At 70.8% G+C, this 18,288-nt stretch carries 16 protein-coding genes and 1 pseudogene; 9 read left to right on the forward strand and 8 right to left on the reverse strand.

Translation table 11 applies throughout. The annotated features are described in order from the left end of the window. Window positions 1-89 precede the first annotated feature (89 nt). Entirely contained in the window at window positions 90-1,253 is a 1,164-nt protein-coding gene (locus ABZ928_RS06645) for a Gfo/Idh/MocA family oxidoreductase (protein WP_361515444.1), read from the forward strand. Here the strand turns inward: ABZ928_RS06645 and ABZ928_RS06650 are convergent. Continuing rightward, entirely contained in the window at window positions 1,243-2,274 is a 1,032-nt protein-coding gene (locus ABZ928_RS06650; protein WP_361515445.1) for a LacI family DNA-binding transcriptional regulator, read from the reverse strand. The genes ABZ928_RS06645 and ABZ928_RS06650 overlap by 11 nt on opposite strands. A gap of 120 nt (window positions 2,275-2,394) precedes the next feature. Between ABZ928_RS06650 and ABZ928_RS06655 the strand changes: the two genes are divergently transcribed. The 4 genes from ABZ928_RS06655 to ABZ928_RS06670 all read left to right on the forward strand — a co-directional run bounded on the left by ABZ928_RS06655 (window position 2,395) and on the right by ABZ928_RS06670 (window position 6,496). Continuing rightward, the gene (locus tag ABZ928_RS06655) at window positions 2,395-3,561 is read left to right on the forward strand and encodes a phytanoyl-CoA dioxygenase family protein (protein WP_361515447.1); all 1,167 of its coding nucleotides are present in this window, start codon (window positions 2,395-2,397) and stop codon (window positions 3,559-3,561) included. A 15-nt stretch (window positions 3,562-3,576) separates the two neighbouring features. Then, window positions 3,577-4,362 (forward strand): SDR family oxidoreductase, encoded by a 786-nt coding sequence (locus ABZ928_RS06660; RefSeq protein WP_361515448.1) that lies wholly within the window; start codon window positions 3,577-3,579, stop codon window positions 4,360-4,362. 110 nt (window positions 4,363-4,472) lie between these two features. Next, complete coding sequence (locus ABZ928_RS06665) at window positions 4,473-5,477, forward strand: Gfo/Idh/MocA family oxidoreductase (protein ID WP_361515450.1); 1,005 nt, start codon at window positions 4,473-4,475, stop codon at window positions 5,475-5,477. Further along, complete coding sequence (locus ABZ928_RS06670; RefSeq protein WP_361515452.1) at window positions 5,474-6,496, forward strand: Gfo/Idh/MocA family oxidoreductase; 1,023 nt, start codon at window positions 5,474-5,476, stop codon at window positions 6,494-6,496. Before ABZ928_RS06665 ends, ABZ928_RS06670 begins: the two co-directional genes overlap by 4 nt. Here the strand turns inward: ABZ928_RS06670 and ABZ928_RS06675 are convergent. Next, window positions 6,445-8,106: a hypothetical protein gene (locus tag ABZ928_RS06675; protein ID WP_361515453.1), complete on the reverse strand. Its 1,662-nt coding sequence runs from the start codon at window positions 8,104-8,106 to the stop codon at window positions 6,445-6,447. The two genes, ABZ928_RS06670 and ABZ928_RS06675, sit on opposite strands and share 52 nt — an antisense overlap. Window positions 8,107-8,180: 74 nt before the next feature. Between ABZ928_RS06675 and ABZ928_RS06680 the strand changes: the two genes are divergently transcribed. Next, window positions 8,181-8,633: a GNAT family N-acetyltransferase gene (locus ABZ928_RS06680; protein WP_361515455.1), complete on the forward strand. Its 453-nt coding sequence runs from the start codon at window positions 8,181-8,183 to the stop codon at window positions 8,631-8,633. 32 nt (window positions 8,634-8,665) lie between these two features. Here ABZ928_RS06680 and ABZ928_RS06685 read toward each other — a convergent pair whose 3' ends face one another. Genes ABZ928_RS06685 through ABZ928_RS06705 form a run of 5 tightly spaced genes read right to left on the reverse strand, consistent with a single transcriptional unit; the run spans window position 8,666 to window position 13,620 of the window. Further along, window positions 8,666-9,682, reverse strand: a complete 1,017-nt coding sequence (locus ABZ928_RS06685; RefSeq protein ID WP_361515457.1) for a Gfo/Idh/MocA family oxidoreductase — start codon at window positions 9,680-9,682, stop codon at window positions 8,666-8,668. A gap of 34 nt (window positions 9,683-9,716) precedes the next feature. After that, entirely contained in the window at window positions 9,717-10,616 is a 900-nt protein-coding gene (locus tag ABZ928_RS06690) for a sugar phosphate isomerase/epimerase (protein ID WP_361515459.1), read from the reverse strand. Further along, the gene (locus ABZ928_RS06695; protein ID WP_361515460.1) at window positions 10,613-11,521 is read right to left on the reverse strand and encodes an ATP-binding cassette domain-containing protein; all 909 of its coding nucleotides are present in this window, start codon (window positions 11,519-11,521) and stop codon (window positions 10,613-10,615) included. Before ABZ928_RS06695 ends, ABZ928_RS06690 begins: the two co-directional genes overlap by 4 nt. Window positions 11,522-11,524: 3 nt before the next feature. Further along, entirely contained in the window at window positions 11,525-12,601 is a 1,077-nt protein-coding gene (locus ABZ928_RS06700) for an ABC transporter permease (protein WP_361515462.1), read from the reverse strand. Further along, window positions 12,601-13,620: a sugar ABC transporter substrate-binding protein gene (locus tag ABZ928_RS06705; RefSeq protein ID WP_361515463.1), complete on the reverse strand. Its 1,020-nt coding sequence runs from the start codon at window positions 13,618-13,620 to the stop codon at window positions 12,601-12,603. Before ABZ928_RS06705 ends, ABZ928_RS06700 begins: the two co-directional genes overlap by 1 nt. 272 nt (window positions 13,621-13,892) lie before the next feature. Here ABZ928_RS06705 and ABZ928_RS06710 point away from each other — a divergent pair, with 272 nt between their 5' ends. The 3 genes and pseudogenes from ABZ928_RS06710 (at window position 13,893) to ABZ928_RS06720 (ending at window position 17,494) form a co-directional block, all read left to right on the forward strand. After that, window positions 13,893-14,684, forward strand: a complete 792-nt coding sequence (locus ABZ928_RS06710; RefSeq protein ID WP_361515465.1) for a PfkB family carbohydrate kinase — start codon at window positions 13,893-13,895, stop codon at window positions 14,682-14,684. A gap of 79 nt (window positions 14,685-14,763) precedes the next feature. Next, window positions 14,764-16,645, forward strand: a pseudogene (iolD, locus tag ABZ928_RS06715) (3D-(3,5/4)-trihydroxycyclohexane-1,2-dione acylhydrolase (decyclizing)). A gap of 63 nt (window positions 16,646-16,708) precedes the next feature. Further along, a complete protein-coding gene (locus ABZ928_RS06720; protein WP_361515467.1) occupies window positions 16,709-17,494 on the forward strand; it encodes a GntR family transcriptional regulator in 786 nt (261 codons plus the stop codon). Here ABZ928_RS06720 and ABZ928_RS06725 read toward each other — a convergent pair. Further along, complete coding sequence (locus ABZ928_RS06725; protein WP_361515469.1) at window positions 17,484-18,287, reverse strand: DUF427 domain-containing protein; 804 nt, start codon at window positions 18,285-18,287, stop codon at window positions 17,484-17,486. The genes ABZ928_RS06720 and ABZ928_RS06725 overlap by 11 nt on opposite strands. Window position 18,288 lies beyond the last annotated feature (1 nt).

The following is an 18,288-nucleotide window of genomic DNA, read 5'->3' on the forward strand; positions in this document are numbered from 1 at the left end:
CCCCATGTCCTGTCAAAGGGTTGACACCTTGGAAAATGGCGCTCAGGGTGGCCTGGACAGATTGTGGACCGGTCCAAAGAGGGGCTGTCATGGTGGATTCGACCTCCGATTCGCTCGGTGTCGCCGTCGTCGGGTTCGGCTGGATGGGCCGGGTGCACACCCAGGCGTACGCCCGCGTCCCGCACCACTATCCGCGGCTGGGCCTGCGTCCGGAGCTGGTGACGGTCGCCGAGGAGGTGCCGGGGCGGGCCGAGGAGGCCGCCGCGCAGTTCGGGTTCGCCTCGACGACCCGGGACTGGCGGGACGTGGCCGCCGATCCGCGGGTCCGGGCCGTCAGCATCACCGCGCCGAACTTCCTGCACCGGGAGATCGGGGTCGCGATGGCGGAGGCCGGCAAGCACATCTGGATCGAGAAGCCGGTGGGGCTGAGCGCGCAGGACGCGCGGACGGTGGCGGACGCGGTCGGGAAGGCGGGCGTGCGAAGCGCCGTCGGCTTCAACTACCGCAACGCGCCCGCCGTCGAGGCGGCCCGCGCCCTGATCGCCTCCGGTGACATCGGCACGGTCACCCATGTCCGCGTCCGGCTCTTCAGCGACTACGCGGCCCATCCCGAGGGCGCGTTGACCTGGCGGTACGAGAAGGAGCGGGGCGGCAGCGGGGTGTTGGGCGACCTCGCCTCGCACGGGGCGGACCTCGCCCGGTATCTCCTGGGGGACATCGAGGCGTTGACCGCCGACACCGCGATCTTCCTGCCGGAGCGGGCCCGCCCGACCGGCGCGACCGCGGGCCATTCCCGGGCGTCCGGCGGGGAGTTGGGGCCCGTGGAGAACGAGGACTACGTCAACTGCCTGCTGCGGTTCGCCTCCGGCGCCCGCGGGGTCCTGGAGGCCTGCCGGGTCTCGGTCGGCGAGCAGAACAACTACGGCTTCGAGGTGCACGGCACCAAGGGCGCGGTGTTCTGGGACTTCCGCAGGATGAACGAGCTCGGCGTCAGCCGGGGCACGAGCTATCAGGACCAGCCCGTCAGCACGGTGTATGTCGGACCCGGGGACGGGGAGTTCGGGGCGTTCCAGCCGGGTGCGGCCAACGCCATGGGCTACGACGACCTCAAGGTGATCGAGTGCCACCGCTTCCTGCGGTCGATCGCCGAGGGAACGTCGTACGGGGCCACGCTGGCGGACGCCGTGCACAGTGCCGTCGTACTGGATGCGATGGTGCGGTCGGCCGAGAGCGGGGCCTGGGTCAACCTGTGAGCGCGGTGGGCATGTTGTAGGGCGTGACCACCTGGATCGCGGACGGCAGGGTGGGTCCCGCGGGCGGCAGCGCGCCGTGCTCGCGCATGACCAGGTGGCAGGCCTCGCGCATGTCCTGGCGCAGATCGTGGTGGAGGACGGCCGACAGCCGGTGCTCGCGCAGCAGGCGGTCGTTGTCGTGGTCGAGGTCGTGGGCGATGAAGACCGCGCAGTCGCGGCCCAGGTCCTCGAAGGCCTTCAGGGTGGCGATGTTGCCGCCGCCGATCGAGTAGACCGCGCGGATGTCCGGGTCGCGTTCCAGGGCGGCCCGGACGAGGTCGTACTGGGTGGCGTCCAGGCCCTGGCCCTCGGCGATCTCGACCAGCGCGCGCTCGGGATGGCGGGCGCGCATCGCGCTGCGGAAGCCCATCTCGCGCTCCTCCTCGTTGCGGAAGAAGCCGCTGCTGAGGCTGGTGAGGACGTTGCCGGGGCGGTCGCCGAGCCACTGGCCCATGAGGTAGGCGGCGGTCGCCCCGGCGGCGCGGTTGTCGATGCCGACGTAGGCCAGGCGCGGGGTGGTCGGCAGGTCGGTGACCAGGGTGACCACGGGGATGCCGGCCTGCGCGAGGCGGGCGACGGCGGCGGCGACCTCGGGGACGTCCGGCGCCTTGAGGATCACCCCCTGGGAGCCGCGGCGGGCTATCCGGTCCAGGGTTGCGACCTGCTCCGCGACCGGTCCCGTCTCCCGGAAGTGGAAGCGCGAGCGCACGACCGCCGGGTGCAGGGCGGGCAGCTCCGCCTCCAGAGCCGCGCGGACGGCGCTGGAGAACCGCTCCGGCGCCTGCATCACGATGTCGATCATGAAGGTGCGGCCGACGAGCCTGACCTGGGTGCGCTGCCGGTCCAGGTCGGCGATGGCCTGCCGGACCTCGCGTGCGGTGCTCTCCCGGACCCCTCCCCTGCCGTTCAGGACACGGTCGACGGTGGCCTCGCTCAGACCCGCCTGACGTGCGATCTCCCGGATCGGGAAGGGGTGACCCATACGGAGGCTCCTTTGGACGTTTCCTTGAGGGGTTTTTGATGGACCCGTGCCGGTTGTTCGACGGGTTTGTACTGACAAGAATGACAGCGCTGCGTCGCCCCTGTCACCGAGAGGACACAGATGTCCTTCACCGCCGTACAACACCGTGCCTGGCTGTCCGAGCAGGACTGCGACCTCGACACCTTCCGCACGCTCGTGGAGCGGACCGTCGACCTTGCCGACTACCCGTACGCCGCCGCCGTGGAGCGGAACGTCCTGCTGTACGACACCGAGCGCCTCCTCGACGCCGGCCGCCGCAGGGACGTGCAGACGGAGCTCGTCAGGGCCCTCACCGAGGGGCCCGGCGTGGTGGTCTTCAAGGGCGCCTTCCGCGACCACGAGGTCGTCGACCGGGCGACCAAGGTGTTCGACTCCCTGATCCGCGAGCAGGACGCGGCGGGCGCCCCGGCCGGCGACCACTTCGCCAAGCCCGGCGCCAACGAGCGGGTGTGGAACGCGCTGGAGAAGGCGGCCCTCTACGACCCGTCGACCTTCGCCGACTACTACGCCAACCCGATTCTGGCGCTGGTCTCGGAGGCCTGGCTCGGCCCCGGCTACCAGGTGACCTCCCAGATCAACGTGGTCAACCCGGGCGGCCTCGCCCAGACCGCGCACCGCGACTACCACCTCGGCTTCCTCTCCGACGAGGTCGCCGCGGCCTACCCGGCGCATGTGCACCGCCTCTCCCCCGTGCTCACCCTCCAGGGCGCGGTCGCGCACTGCGACATGCCGGTGGAGTCCGGGCCGACGCTGTATCTGCCGTTCTCGCAGACGTACGTGCCGGGCTATCTGGCCTGGCGGCGGCCGGAGTTCCAGGCGTACTTCAAGGAGCACCACGTCCAGCTGCCGCTCGGCAAGGGCGACGCGGCCTTCTTCAACCCGGCGCTGTTCCACGCCGCCGGCACCAACCGCACGACCGACGTGCGCCGGATGGCGAACCTGCTCCAGGTGTCCTCGGCGTTCGGGCGCGCGATGGAGACCGTGGACCGGGAGACGATCGCGAACGCCGTCTACCCGGTGCTGCTGCGGCGCGCCTCGGAGGGCGTGGGCGAGGAGTGGCTGGAGAACGTGATCGCCGCGAGCGCCGAGGGCTATCCCTTCCCGACCAACCTCGACAGCGACCCGCCGGTTGACGGTCTCGCCCCGCCCTCGCAGGCGGATCTGGTACGGCGGGCACTGCGGGAGCGATGGACGCCGCGCACGCTCCGGGACGGGCTGCGGGCGGGCGCCGAGCGGCGCGAGAGCTGAAAGGACTGCGAGCACATGGGACTTCAGGGACTCCTCGAGAACAAGGTCGTTCTCGTCAACGGCGGCAGCCAGGGCGTGGGCGCCGCGATCGCGCGGGCCGCGGTGCGCGAGGGCGCGGTCGTGGCCGTGTCCGGGCGGCGCCCCGAGCCGGGTGAGGCGCTGGTGGCCGAGCTGACGGAGGCCGGCGGCAAGGCGATGTTCGTCCGCGCGGACCTCTCCGACGCCGAGCAGGCCAAGGCGTCCGTGGCCGAGGTGGTCGCCGCGTACGGGCGGATCGACTGTCTGGTGAACTCGGCGGGGCTGACCTCCCGGGGCACGCTCCTCGACACCACGCCCGAGCTGTTCGACCAGCACATCGCGATCAACCTCAAGGCGCCGTTCTTCTCGATGCAGGCCGCCGTCGCCGACATGGTGGGCCGCAAGGCCCCCGGCACGATCGTCAACATCATCACCTCCTCGGCGCACGGCGGTCAGCCGTTCCTCGCCCCGTACGTAGCCGCGAAGGCCGGGCTCATCGGGCTGACCCGCAACGCCGCGCACGCGCACCGCTTCGACCGGGTGCGGATCAACGGCCTGAACATCGGCTGGACCGCGACCGAGGGCGAGGACGCGACACAGAAGACCTTCCACGGCGCCGGGGACGACTGGCGCGAGGTGGCTGCCGCCGGCCTTCCGATGGGCAAGCTGGGCCAGCCCGATGAGATCGCCGACTTCGTGGTGTTGCTGCTGTCGGAGCGGTCGGGTGTGGTGACCGGGTCCGTGATCGACTGGGATCAGAATGTGCTGGGGGGGCTCGACTAAGGATTTGCCACGGTTTGTCAGTGGTCGGCTGCGGGTTGTTCGTGGCTGGTCGCGCAGTTCCCCGCGCCCCTCACGGGGCGCTGCCACCCCCTGTCTCAAGGAGTACCCCCATGCGCATCGGAATCCTCGGCCTCGGCCGTATCGGCGCCTTCCACGCCGAGACCCTCTCCGGACTCGACGTCGTCGAGTCGCTCGTGTTCACCGACCCGTTCGCGGACGCCGCCAAGGCCGCCGCGGAGAAGTTCGGCGGTGAGGTCGTGGACTCGCCCGAGGGGCTGCTCGCCGCCGGCGTGGACGGCATCGTCGTCGCCGCCGCGACCGACGCCCACCCGGCGCTGATCCTGGCCGGTGTCGAGGCCGGGATCCCCGTCTTCTGCGAGAAGCCCGTCGCCAAGCACATGAGCGAGGGCGTCCAGGTGCTCAAGGCGATCCAGGGCACGGACGTGCCGATCCAGATCGGCTACAACCGCCGCTTCGACGCCGGTTTCGTCGCCGCGCGCGCCGCCGTGCGGTCCGGTGAGCTCGGCAAGCTGCACACCGTACGCTCCACGACCCTCGACCCGGCACCGCCGCCCGCCGCGTACGTCGCCGCGTCCGGTGGCATCTTCCGGGACTGCTCGGTGCACGACTTCGACATCATCCGCTGGGTGACCGGGCGCGAGGTCGTCGAGGTGTACGCCGTCGGCGGCAACCGGGGTGCCGAGTACATCAAGGAGGCGGGCGACGCCGACACCACCGGCGCGCTGCTCACCCTCGACGACGGCACGATCGCGGTGATCTCCAACTCCCGCCACAACGCCCGGGGTTACGACGTCCGCATGGAGATCCACGGCTTCACCGACTCCATCGCGGTGGGCCTGGAGGACAAGCTGCCGCTGCGCTCGGTCGAGCCCGGTGTGACGTTCCCGGCCGGGACCCCGCACGACTTCTTCATGGACCGCTTCACCGCGGCCTACCGCGCCGAACTCACCGCGTTCACCGAGGTCGTCGCGGGCCGGCAGGCCTCCCCCTGCACGGTGGAGGACGCCCTGGAGGCGGGCTGGATCGCCGAGGCGTGCACACTGTCCCTGCACGAGCACCGTCCTGTCACCATCGAGGAGGTACGGCAGGCATGACCGAGCCGGGCCGGGAACCATTGCGCATCGGAGTACTGGGCGCCGCACGCATCACCGAGAACTCCCTCGTCGGCCCGGCCCGCAGCACCGGCCACCGCCTCGTCGCGGTGGCCGCCCGTGACCGGTCCCGCGCCGAGGCGTTCGCGAGCGAGCACGGCGTGGAGCGGGTGGTGGACTCGTACGCCGACCTGCTGGCCGACCCCGAGGTCGACGTCGTCTACAACCCGCTCGCCAACGGCCTGCACGGACCGTGGAACCTCGCGGCCCTCGCCGCGGGCAAGCATGTGCTGAGCGAGAAGCCGTCGGCGAGCAACGCCGAGGAGGCCGCCGAGGTACGGGACGTGGCGGCGAAGTCCGGGACCGTCTTCATGGAGGCGTTCCACTACCTCTTCCATCCGGTCACGCGGCGCCTGCACGAGATCCTCGCGAGCGGCGAGATCGGCGACCTGGAGCGCGTGGAGGCCCTGGTCGCCATAGCCGCGCCGCCCGCCACCGACCCACGCTGGTCGCTGCCGCTGGCCGGCGGCGCCGTGATGGACCTCGGCTGCTACAGCCTGCACGCGCTGCGCATGCTCGCCCCCTACGCGGGCGGCGCCCCACGGCTCGTATCCGCCCGGGGCGGGGAGCGAGCCGGTGCGCCGGGCGTGGACGAGTGGCTGGACGCCGAGCTGGAGTTCCCGGGCGGGGCGACCGGGTCGGCGCGCTGTCACATGGGGTACGACGGGCTGGACATGAGCATCCGGATCATCGGCAGCCGGGGCGAGGTGAGCGCGCCGAACTTCGTGCTGCCGCACCTGGACGACCGGGTCGTGGTGCGCGCGGGCGGGACGGAGCGGGTCGAGCAGCTCGGCACGCGGTCGTCGTACACCTACCAGCTGGAGGCGTTCGCGGCGCGCGTGCGCGAGGGTACGGCGGTGCCGCTCGACGCGGACGACGCGGTGGCGACGATGGAGCTGATCGACGCGAGTTACCGCGCGGCGGGGTTCGAGCCGCGCCCGCGGTCGGTGCTCGGCCGGTAGGGGAAGGACGTCGGGTACCCCTCCCCCGTCGCCCGCTCCCACGCCTCCACGACGGCCTCCGACCAGGCCTGGTGGAACCCTTTGGCGCACTGGGTGAGGACGTTCGCCGCGTCCGTGCGGCGGCTGAGGTCGAGCAGGGCGCGCAGGGCGACGACCGCGTCGTCGGGGTCGTCGGCCGCCGCGGCCCTCGCGCGGAGCGCGTCCGCCAACTGCCCACGGACATCGGCGAGTTGGGTCTCGACGCCGGGCTGGTCGGCGTGTTCGTCGAGGATGCCCTCCGCCTCCTCGTAACAGGCCCCGGCCTCGGTGAAGTCGCCGATGTCGCCGAGCGCTTGGCCTAGGACACGGAGGCGACGGGCCGTCTCGGGGTGGTATGTCTCCCAGTCCGTTTCGGCGAGCCGCCGGGCGAGGGCGACGGCTTCGCGGGCGCTCGTGACGGCCGACTCGGCCTGCCCGGAGTCCGCCTGACGGATACTCAAGTTGCCGAGCACCCTGGACAGTTCCGGTTCGTGTGCGGGCTCCCGCGCCACGGCCCGCCGGTACGCGGCGACCGCGCGTTCCGTCACCGCCACGGCCTCCGCGTCGGCGCCGTCCCGTCGAAGACAGTGGGCGAGCCGGTCCAGGGTGTCCCCGAGCAGGGAGTCGTACAGCTCCGGCTGCTCGGCCGCGAGGCCGGTGTACAGCTCGCCGAGTTCCCGGAGGGTGCCGGTGTCCTCGTGTCCGCCGGTCTCCGACAGGCACTCCAGCGCCACCGCCAGCCACCCCGTGCCCGGGCCCGGCTTCCGCGCCGCGTCGACCGCCTCCTGGGCGATGGTGCGTGCCGTCTCCTGGTCGCCCGTGGCGAGGTGGCAGTGGGCCAGGTCCACGAGCAGCCGCACCCGCAGGGCCGGGACGGCCCAGGGAAAGGCGAAGTCCATCTCGCGGCCCAGGCCTTCCCTCGCCTCGCGACCGAGCGCCAGCGCCTCCTCGTACCGGCCGAGCGCGCGCAGCCCGCCGATCAGCTCGACCAGCACTCGGGGTCCGACGAGAAGGGTCCGCCCGGACGGCCGGGACCGCAGAAGGTCCGCCGCCTCCTGGTACACGAGCACGGACTGCTCGGTGTGTCCCAGCTCGCCCAGCGTCAGCGCGTAGGTGCGCAGGGCGCCCGGCAGCGTGCCCAGGGCGCGGTCCCGGCGGGCCGGGGGCGGACCGTCCCGGTAGGCCTCGGCACTCGCGCGGGCCGGTTCCAGGGCCTCCTCCGCCCGGTCGCTGTGCAGGAGCGCCACGGCCCTGGCCTGGAGCAGGAAGGCGGCTTCCCGCTCCGATCGCCGTACGTCCGGCACGGCGAGCGAGGCATCCACCGCCGTGAGGGCTTCTTCGTTGCGGTCCAGAGCGAGCAGTGCCTCGGCGTGCACGGCGTGGGCGCGGGCCAGTGCGTTCCGGTGGTGCGGATGCGCGCGGTACAGGGCGACCGCCTGCTCGGCCCAGGCCAGCCGTCGGAGGGGCGACCGGGGGCGCAGCAGGACCCAGTCGGGCATCAGACAGCGCAGCAGTACGGCGCCGAGCAGGGGTTCACCCCGGCCGGGTGCCAGTCGGGCCGCTCCTCGGGCCAGCGGCAGCAGTACCCACATGCGCGACTCCCTCTCCGTCGAAGAAGGGACATCCGCAGCCGCGCGAAGGTTGCACGCCTGCCATGATCGATCCCATGGCCGTAGACATCATCCCCGCCCAAGTCACCGACATCCAGCAGGTACTGGCGGACCACCCCCGCTACTGGGGCGACCGCGACCTCCGCTCGCTCCATCTCCTCGCCCTGGTACGGGAGTTCGGGTCGACCTGTCTGGTCGCCCGTGCCGACGACGGCATCCGGGGCTATCTCATCGGCTTCGTCACGCCCGACGGCACGGGGTACGTCCATCTGATCGCCACCCGGGACGACACCCGCGGCACCGGTCTCGGACGCGCGTTGTGGGGGGCCTTCACCGAGGCGGCCCGGAAGCAGGGTGCCGTGCGGCTGAAGGCGATCACGTCGGTCACCAACGAGGGGTCGGTCGCCTTCCATCGCGGCCTGGGCTTCGAGGCGCACGTCGAGGACGACTACGACGGCCCCGGCCGGCCGATGGTCGTCTTCACCCGAGCCCTCCCCGCAGCACCATGACGTACAGCGACTCACTACAGCGGCCCAGCGGCTCAGTACAGCGACGGCCGCTCCACCAGTTCCACCTCCACCCGGCCGCCGTCCCGCAGCGCCCGTACGCCCGCCTCGCACACGGCCGCGGCCGTGTAGCCGTCCCAGGTGCTCGGTCCGGTCACCTCGCCCCGACGGGTCGCGTCGACCCACGTCCGGAGCTCACGGTCGTAGGCGTCGGCGAAGCGGTCGAGGAAGTCCTGGGCGATGGTGCCGCCCCACCGCCCCGCCATGTTGGTGACCATGGCGTGGCCGTCGCCGATGCGGGCGGTGCCGCGTTCGCAGACCACCTCGGCCTGGACCTGGTAGCCGAAGCCGCAGTTGACGAAGATCTCGACGTCGACGATCGCGCCGCCGTCCGTCTCGAACACCACGAACTGCGGGTCCTGCAAGCCCTCCGGGGCGCTCGTCGTCGGTCTGGGCCGCAGCACGGTGACGGCGGTGATCTCCTGGCCCAGCAGCCAGCGGGTCACGTCCGTCTCGTGCGCCACCGAGTCGCTCACCAGCATGTCGCTGGTGAAGAAGGGCGGGCTGGCCGCGTTGCGATGCCGGTTGTGCAGCATCAGCGGTCTGCCCAACTGGCCTGTCTCCAGCAGGGACTTGAGTTTCATGTACTCGGCGTCGTAGCGCCGCATGAAGCCCACCTGGATCCGCCGGTGGCCCAGCCGTCGCTCGGCTTCGAGCACGCGCAGGGCCGACGCCGAGTCCGGGGTGAGCGGCTTCTCGCACAGCACCGGGAGGTCCCGGGCGAGGGCGGCGAGCAGCGCCGCCTCATGGGCGGGTCCCGACGAGGCGATGAGTACGGCGTCGACGTCGGGCGCCGCCAACGCCGTCGCCGGATCGGTGTACGGGGTGCAGCCGTCGACGCGGGCCGCGACGGCCTTGACCCGCTCCGCGTCGACGTCCACGACGGCGCTCACCCGCGCCCCGCTGACGACCTCCTCGATACGGCGCACATGGTCGGCGCCCATCTTCCCGGTACCTATGACCGCGACTCGCAGCGGTGCGCGCTGGGTCATGACCGTCCTCTCAGACTGATCGGACTCCGTGGGATCAGGCCCCGCAGGACCGCAGGAACTTGCGGGTGCGTACGGCGATCGGCAGCGGCTTGTCCGGCTCGCACGGGTACATGTCCTGCTCGACGATGGCGAACAGCTCCACGCCGAGCTTCTGCGCGGCCACCAGCACCGGCTCCAACTCCGGTACGCCGGACGGCGGTTCGCACATCACCCCGCGCTGCACGGCCGGACCGAACGGCACCTCGTTCGCCACGACGTCCGCGAGGATCGCGGGGTCGACCTGCTTGAGGTGGAGGTAGCCGATGCGTTCGCCGTACGTCTCGATCAGCTTGACGCTGTCGCCGCCGCAGTAGGCGTAGTGCCCGGTGTCCAGGCACAGGTTGACGAGTTCGGAGTCGGTCGAGTCCAGGAAGTGCTCGACATGGTCCTCGGTGTCGAGGTGGGTGTCGGCGTGCGGGTGCACGACGAGATCGAGCCCGTACACCTCCTTCACCTCATGGCCGAGCCGCTCCATGCCCTTGGTGAGGTGGGCCCACTGCTCGTGGGTCAGCTCCGGGGGTTCGAGGATCTCGGCGGTCTTGTCGTCGCGCCAGAACGACGGGATGACGACGAGGTGCCTGGCGCCCATCGCCTGGGTGAGGGCGGCGACCTGGCTGACGTGCTCCCAGGTCGGCTCCCAGACGGAGGGGCCGCGGTGCAGGCCGGTGAAGACCGTGCCGGCCGACACCTTGAGGCCCCTCCTGTCCACCTCGTCCGTCAGCCGGGCCGGGTCGGTCGGCAGATAGCCGTACGGGCCCAGCTCGATCCAGGAGTACCCCGCTTCGGCCACCTCGTCGAGGAAGCGTTCCCAGGGCACCTGCTGAGGGTCGTCCGGGAACCAGACCCCCCAGGAGTCGGGGGCGGAGCCCACCCGGATCCGGTCGAGGGCGGTCACGACGCCTCGTCCTCAGGGACCGCGACGGGTGCCTTGAGGTCCTTCTCCTCGGGGAGTTCCTCGACGTCGACGCCGCGGACCTGCGCCAACTCGTGCTTGAGCGCGGCGAGTTCGGAGCCGCCCGCCATGTGGTTGGTCAGCTCTTCGAGGCTGACCTCGTCACGGGAGGCGTTGAGTTCCATGGTGCCCAGGCGCAGGACGCTGAAGTGGTCGCCGACCATGTAGGCGTGGTGCGGGTTGTGGGTGATGAAGATGACGCCCAGGCCGCGGTCGCGGGCCATGGCGATGTACTTCAGCACCACACCGGACTGCTTGACGCCGAGGGCGGCGGTCGGCTCGTCCAGGATCAGCACCCGCGCGCCGAAGTAGACGGCGCGCGCGATCGCCACACACTGGCGCTGGCCACCGGACAGCGTGCCGATGGGCTGTTCCAGGTTGTCGAGGATGATGCCCATGTTGCGGAGTTCCTCGTCCGCGGTCTGCTTCATCTTCTCGATGTCGAGACGGCGTACGGGCCAGGGGCCCTTGGTGATCTCGGAGCCGAGGAAGAAGTTGCGCCACACCGGCATCAGCGGGACGACCGCCAGGTCCTGGTAGACGGTGGCGATGCCCTTGTCGAGGGCCTCACGCGGGGTGGAGAAGCGTACCGGCTGCCCGTCGACGAGGAAGTCGCCCTCGGTGTGCTGGTGCAGCCCGGAGATGATTTTGATCAGCGTGGACTTGCCGGCGCCGTTGTCGCCGAGGACGCAGGTCACCTTGCCGGGGTGCACGGACAGGCTCACGCCGTGCAGGGCGCGGATGTTGCCGTACGACTTGCCGGCGTTGCGGAGTTCGACGATCGCGCCGTCCTTGGAGACGACCTCGTCGGCGATCACGGCGCCATGGGTTCCGTTGGTGGATGTCATGGGTTACCTCCGGGTCGCCGTGCGGCTGACCCACAGATTGATCAGGACGGCGCCGAGCAGCATCACGCCGAGGAAGGACTTGAACCAGTCCGGGTTCCAGCCGGCGTACACGATGCCCTGCTGCACCATGCCGAACATGAACGCGCCGAAGACCGGGCCGATCGCGGAACCGGCGCCACCGGTCAGCAGACAGCCGCCGATCACGGCCGCGGAGATGTAGATCAGCTCCTGGCCGACGCCCTCGCCGGACTGCACGGTGTTGAAGGAGAACAGCTGGTGCATGCCGACGAACCAGGCGCCGAAGCCGACCAGCATGAACAGCGAGATCTTCGTGAAGGTCACCGGGACACCGACGGCGCGCGCGCTGTCCTTGTTGCCGCCGACGGCGAAGATCCAGTTGCCGTACTTCGTCCGCAGGAGCACCCACGTGGCGAGGGCCGCGAAGACGAGCCAGTACACGATGGTGATCTTGATCTGGACGCCGCCGACCTCGAAGGACGAGGCGAAGATCTTCTTCGCGCCGGCGAAGCCGTCCATGTTGCTGATGTCGTCGGTGGCCACGTTGCCGGTGACCAGCTTGGTCACCGCGAGGTTGACGCCCTGGAGGATCAGGAACGTACCCAGGGTGATCAGGAAGCTGGGCAGGCCGGTCCTGACCACCAGCCAGCCGTTGAGGAACCCGATCGCCAGCGACACGACCAGCGCGGCGATGACACCCGCCCACACGTTCACGGTGAGCTGGTAGGCGAGCATGCTCGCGGTGAGCGCCGAGGTGATGACCGCGACGCCGGAGGAGAGGTCGAACTCGCCGCCGATCATCAGCAGCGCGACCGGGAGGGCCATGATCCCGATGGTGGAGGACTGGTACAGGATGTTGGCCATCGAGCTGCCGTCGCGCACCGGCGGGGCGGCGATGAGGAAGAACACCCACACCGCCATGGCGCCGAGGAAGACACCGACATCGGGGCGGGCCAACAGGCGCAGCGCCAGGGGTCGTTGAGCGGTCCGGCCGTCGGTCTCCTTCGGGCCGGGGGCCGGCGGTGTGGTCACCGCCGGCTCGGCGTGCTGGGTCATACCCATCACCGGGTGCCCTTCGCGGCGAACGCCGCCACCTTGTCGACGTTGGTCTTGTCGACGAAGGCCGGGCCGGTCAGCACCGGCTGCTCACCGCCGCCCATGTAGTTGCCGTTGTTCTTGTAGAGCCACAGCGAGTCGATCGCCAAGTAGCCCTGGAGGTACGGCTGCTGGTCGACCGCGAACTCGATGGTGCCCTTGCTGATGGCGCCCGTCAGGTCCTTGTTGAGGTCGAAGGTGGCGATCTTCGCCTTGCTGCCCGCGTCGGACGCCGACTGCACCGCGGTCAGCGCGAACGGGGCACCGAGGGTGACGACGTAGTCAATGGACTTGTCCTGGCTGAGCTTGGCGGTGATCGTCGACTTCACGGACGGCATGTCGGTGCCATTGACGTTCAGCGTCTGGAGCTTGCCGTCGAAGGTCTTGTCGACGCCGTCGCAGCGCTGGGTCAGGCCGATGTTGCCCTGCTCCTGGATGACACAGACGGCGTTCTTGGCGCCGGCCTCGTTCAGCCGCTTGCCGAGGGCCTCACCGGCGACGGTCTCGTCCTGGCCGAAGAACTCCATCAGACCGAGCTTCTGCCACTCGCTGACACCGGAGTTGAGGCCGACGACGGGTATGCCGGCCGTCTTCGCCTTCCCGATGACGTCCTTGAGGGCGTCGGGCTTGGCGAGGGTGACCGCGATACCGTCGACCTTCTGGTCGATGGCGTTCTGGATCAGGCTGGCCTGGTTGGCCGCGCTGGGGTCGTTGGAGTAGATCAGCTTGATGTTGTCCTTGGCGGCGGCGGCCTCGGCGCCCTTGCGGACGATGTCCCAGAAGGTGTCGCCGGCCGACTGGTGCGTGACCAGGGCGACCGTCATGCGCGGAGTGGTGGCCTTGCCCGCGGAGGCGCCGTCCGCGCTCTCCTCGGACTTCTTGCCCCCGGAGCTGCTGGAGCAGCCGGCGAGGGTCAGGGCAGCCGCCGCGGCGATCGCCACGACGGGGGCGAATCGACGAGAACGGGAGTGAGAAGAGCGGTCCATCTTTCCTGCACCTCACTGTGCTTACGGGGGAAAGGGAGAGAGATCTCGGGGGATTCCGAGGCCCGGGATCTTGGCATGTCCGGGTCGTGTGCGGCAAATACGGCGGTTGTACTGGGACGGGATCCAATCCCTTGGCGCGCCCTCTGTCAATACTTTGTTAAGACATCATTTCACGAACTAGTCAGAATGTAAGCACAAAGTATTGACAGGATTGCCCCGCGGGTCCTACACCTGGGAGGCGACAGCCCCCTGGGACCCGAGGAGCGTCACACATGGCCGATTCATCCCAGCCCTTCGACTTGATCACGATCGGCCGCACAGGAGTTGATCTTTCCCCACTCCCGTCCGGCGTGCCACTGGGGGATGTGCAGAAGTTCGGGAAGTTTCCGGGCGGTTCGGCGGCCGGCGTTTCGGTGGCGGCCGCCCGGCTGGGCCGCTCCGCCGCCGTGATCACCCACGCCGTCGACGCCTCCTTCGCCATCCGCGCCGCCCGGATCCTCTGGATCACCGGGACCGGCCTCGGCGAGGAGCCGAGCCGCTCGGCCACGCTGGCCGCCCTCAAGGCACGCGGCAAGGCGGGTACCACGGTCCTCCACCTCGACCGGAAGCCCGCGCTCGCGCACGACACAGCCCGGAAGGACCCGGAGGACGCCCGCCAGTGTCACGCCGAAGCCCTCCGGCACGCCACGGTCGCGGTCGGCGACCTCGACGCGTGTGAGACCGTCACCGGCATCGGTGAAGCCCGCGCTTGCGCAGACGCCTTGCTGGCGGCGGGAGTTGAGCTGGCCGTCGTGAAGCAGGGCACCAAGGGCGTGCTCGCCGTGCACCGCGACGGCACGACCGCCGAGGTCCCGCCGGTCCCCATCGAGGCGGTCAACGGCCTCGGCGCGGACGACGCGTTCGGCGGCGCGCTCTGTCACGGCCTGCTGTCCGGCTGGGAGTTGGAGCGGATCATCCGGTACGCCGACGCGGCCGGCGCCCTCGTCGCCTCCCGGCCCGCCGACTCCTCGACGATGCCGACACCGGAGGAGGTGGAGGGCCTCCTGAACGGAGCCCCGTCGTGACCGTCAGACCCAGCCGACCGGCCCCCCTCGCCTACCCCCTACCCCCTACCCCCTTCGCCCTCGCCCCGGAGAACCCCTGATGAGCACGCCCACCCGCCGCCTCACCGTCGCCCAGGCCCTGGTGCGGTTCCTGTCCGTCCAGTACACCGAGCGGGACGGGGAGCGGCACCGGCTGATCGCCGGGACCTGGGGCATTTTCGGCCATGGCAACGTGGCGGGGATCGGTCAGGCGCTGCTGGAGGCCGGCGAGGACGTGATGCCGTTCCACCAGGGCCGCAACGAGCAGTCCATGGTGCACGCGGCCGTCGGCCACGCCCGCCACCTCGACCGTCTCTCCGCGCAGGCCGTGACGACGTCGATCGGCCCCGGCGCCACCAACCTGGTCACCGGCGCCGCCCTGGCGACCATCAACCGCATCCCGGTCCTCCTCCTGCCCGGCGACTCCTTCGCCACCCGCACCGCCGACCCCCTCCTCCAGCAACTGGAGCACCCCACGGAGGCGGACGTGTCGGTCAACGACACCCTGCGCCCGGTCTCCCGATACTTCGACCGTGTCACCCGCCCCGAAGCCCTGATCCCGTCCGCCCTCAACGCCATGCGCGTCCTCGCCGACCCCGCGGAGACCGGCGCGGTCACCCTCGCCCTCCCCCAGGACGTCCAGGCGGAGGCGTACGACTGGCCGGAGGAGTTCTTCGCCGAGCGCGTGTGGCGGGTACGGCGTCCCGCTCCCGATCCCCTCGAACTGGCCGAAGCCGCACGGGCCGTACGGTCCGCGTCCCGCCCCCTGATCGTCGCGGGCGGCGGGGTCCACCACAGCCGGGCCGAGGAGGCGCTGCAGGCCCTGGCGGACACGACCGGCATCCCGGTCGCCTCCACCCAGGCCGGCAAGGGATCGCTCCGCCACGACCACCCCTGCGACCTCGGCGGCATCGGCCACACCGGCACCGCGGTCGCCGACGACATCGCCCGCACCGCCGACCTGGTGATCGGCGTGGGCACGCGGTACACCGACTTCACCACCGCCTCCGGCACCCTCTTCCAGAACCCGGACGTCCGCTTCCTCAACCTCAACATCACCGGGTTCGACGCGCACAAGCTGGCCGCCCGGGCCCTGGTCTGCGACGCGCGCGCCGGGCTCACGGCCCTCACCGAGGCGCTGACCGGTCACGCCGTGGAACCGTCGTACGTGGCCGAGTACCTCTCCGGCCGGGAGCACTGGGACGCAATCGTCGAGGCCGCGTATGACGCCGGCGACGAGAACGCCGTACCGACCCAGACCCAGGTGCTCGGCGCGCTGGACGCCGTCGTCGGCGACGACGACGTGGTGATCAACGCGGCCGGCTCGCTCCCCGGCGACCTGCACAAGCTGTGGCGGGCGCGCGGCCGCCGCCAGTACCACCTGGAGTACGGCTACTCCTGCATGGGCTACGAGATCCCGGCCGCGATCGGCGTCCAGCAGGCGAGCCCCACAACTCCCGTGTGGGCACTGGTCGGTGACGGCACCTACCTGATGATGCCGACGGAGATCGTCACGGCCGTCCAGGAGGGCCTGCCGGTCAACCTGGTCCTCGTCCAGAACCACGGGTACGCCTCCATCGGCGGCCTCTCCGAGACGGTCGGCGGCGAGCGCTTCGGCACCGCCTACCGCTACCGGGCCGCCGATGGCACCTTCTCCGGCGCCCCGCTCCCCGTCGACCTCGCCGCCAACGCGGCCAGCCTCGGCATGGACGTCCTGCGCGCCAAGACGGTCGGCGAACTGCGCGAGGCGCTCGCCGCGGCTCGCGCCTCCGACCGGCCGACCTGTGTGTACGTCGAGACGGACACCGCGACCCCGACCGCTCCCGGCCGAGGCGTGGTGGGACGTGCCGGTGGCCGAAGTCGCCTCCCGCGAGGCCGCCTTGACCGCACGTCAGGAGTACGACCGCCAGGTCGCCGGCCGCCGCCACCACCTCCGCCCCTGAAAGGAACCCCAACTCCCTGTCCCCCCACCGCTCCTGACTCTTCATCAGAGGGAGGTACGTTCCATGGCGAAAAACGGCGTCTCCTCACGTGCCGCTGCCGCTCCCGCACTCGACTCACTGGACTTCGCCCTGGACCGGGGCAGTCCGGTGCCGCTCTACTACCAGCTGGCCCAGCAGCTGGAGGCGGCGATCGAGCACGGGGTGCTCGCCCCCGGAAACCTCCTGGGCAACGAGATCGACCTCTCCGTACGCCTGGGCCTGTCCCGGCCGACGGTCCGCCAGGCCATCCAGAGCCTCGTCGACAAGGGGCTGCTGGTCCGGCGGCGCGGGGTCGGCACGCAGGTGGTGCACAGCCAGGTCAAGCGCGGCCTGGAACTGAGCAGTCTCTACGACGACCTGGAGGCGGCCGGACAGGGGCCGACGACGGACGTGGTGCGCAACGAGCGCGTCCCGGCGTCCGCCGATGTCGCCGCCGCCCTCGGGATCGCGGAGGGCAGCGAGGTGATCGTGCTGGAACGCCTGCGCTCCACGCACGGCCAGCCCGTCGCGTACCTCTGCAACTACCTGCCCTCGACCCTCCTCGAACTCGACACCGCCCGCCTTGAGTCGACCGGCCTGTACCGGATGATGCGCTCGGCGGGCATCACCCTGCACAGCGCCCGCCAGACCATCGGCGCCCGCTCCGCCACCGCCGAGGAGGCGGCACGGCTGGAGGAGCAGCCGGGGGCGGCGCTCCTGACGATGCAGCGCACGGCGTACGACGACACGGGCCGGCCGGTCGAGTACGGGACGCACATCTACCGTGCGTCCCGGTACGCGTTCGACTTCCAGTTGCTGGTCAGGCCCTGAGGCTCGCCGTGAACGGAGTGACCGGCCGCTCCTGCCGCTCGCCGTCCACGGTGAGGTCGACGGCCTCGTTGTAGAAGGCGAGGAGCCCCTTGACGGGGGCCACGGCGGGCAGCGGGTCCGGGTAGCTCCACACGATGTTGCGCGGTACGTCACCCGCGCCGCTCCAACTCCAGTACTCGGCGGTGCCCTTGTAGGGGCAGCCCGTGTGGTGGTCGGTGGCGGTGAACAGGTCGAGGCGGACGTCCTCGCGGGGGATGTAGTACCGCGTCGGCAGCGAGGTCTCGAAGACCAGCACCGGACGGCGGGTGTCCGCGACGACGCGGCCGGCGATCTCGACCACGACATGACGGCTGCTGGGCAGGGCGTCGACCCGTTTGTGCGGGTCGCGGGGGTGGATGAAGATCTCCTCCTCTTCCTCGTACCAGTGGTCGAGCCCGCTGTCCCAGTGCCGGAACCACTCGAAGGCGATGTACCCGGAGAGGTCGTCGGCCGGGAACGTCCACGCCACGTTCTCCACCGATTCGCCGTCGACATCGAGGTCGTAGAAGATCCGCGATCCGCTGTGGGCGCCGGTGCGCGGGTTCTTCGCCGGGCGGAGCAGGTCCGTGCGGACGTCTCCCTGCGGGAACGCGTACAACGGGACGGGGACGCCGGGCTCCCAGACGAGGACCGGGTGCCGGCTGTCGACGACGGCGACGTCGCCCTTGTAGCCGCGCACCCAGCGTTCACCGGGCTCCCAGAGCAGACCTTCCGGCGTACTGCGGATGGTACGTGCGAACGGATGCGAGGTCATG

This window comes from Streptomyces sp. NPDC046909 (assembly GCF_040644695.1).
GTDB lineage: Bacteria > Actinomycetota > Actinomycetes > Streptomycetales > Streptomycetaceae > Streptomyces.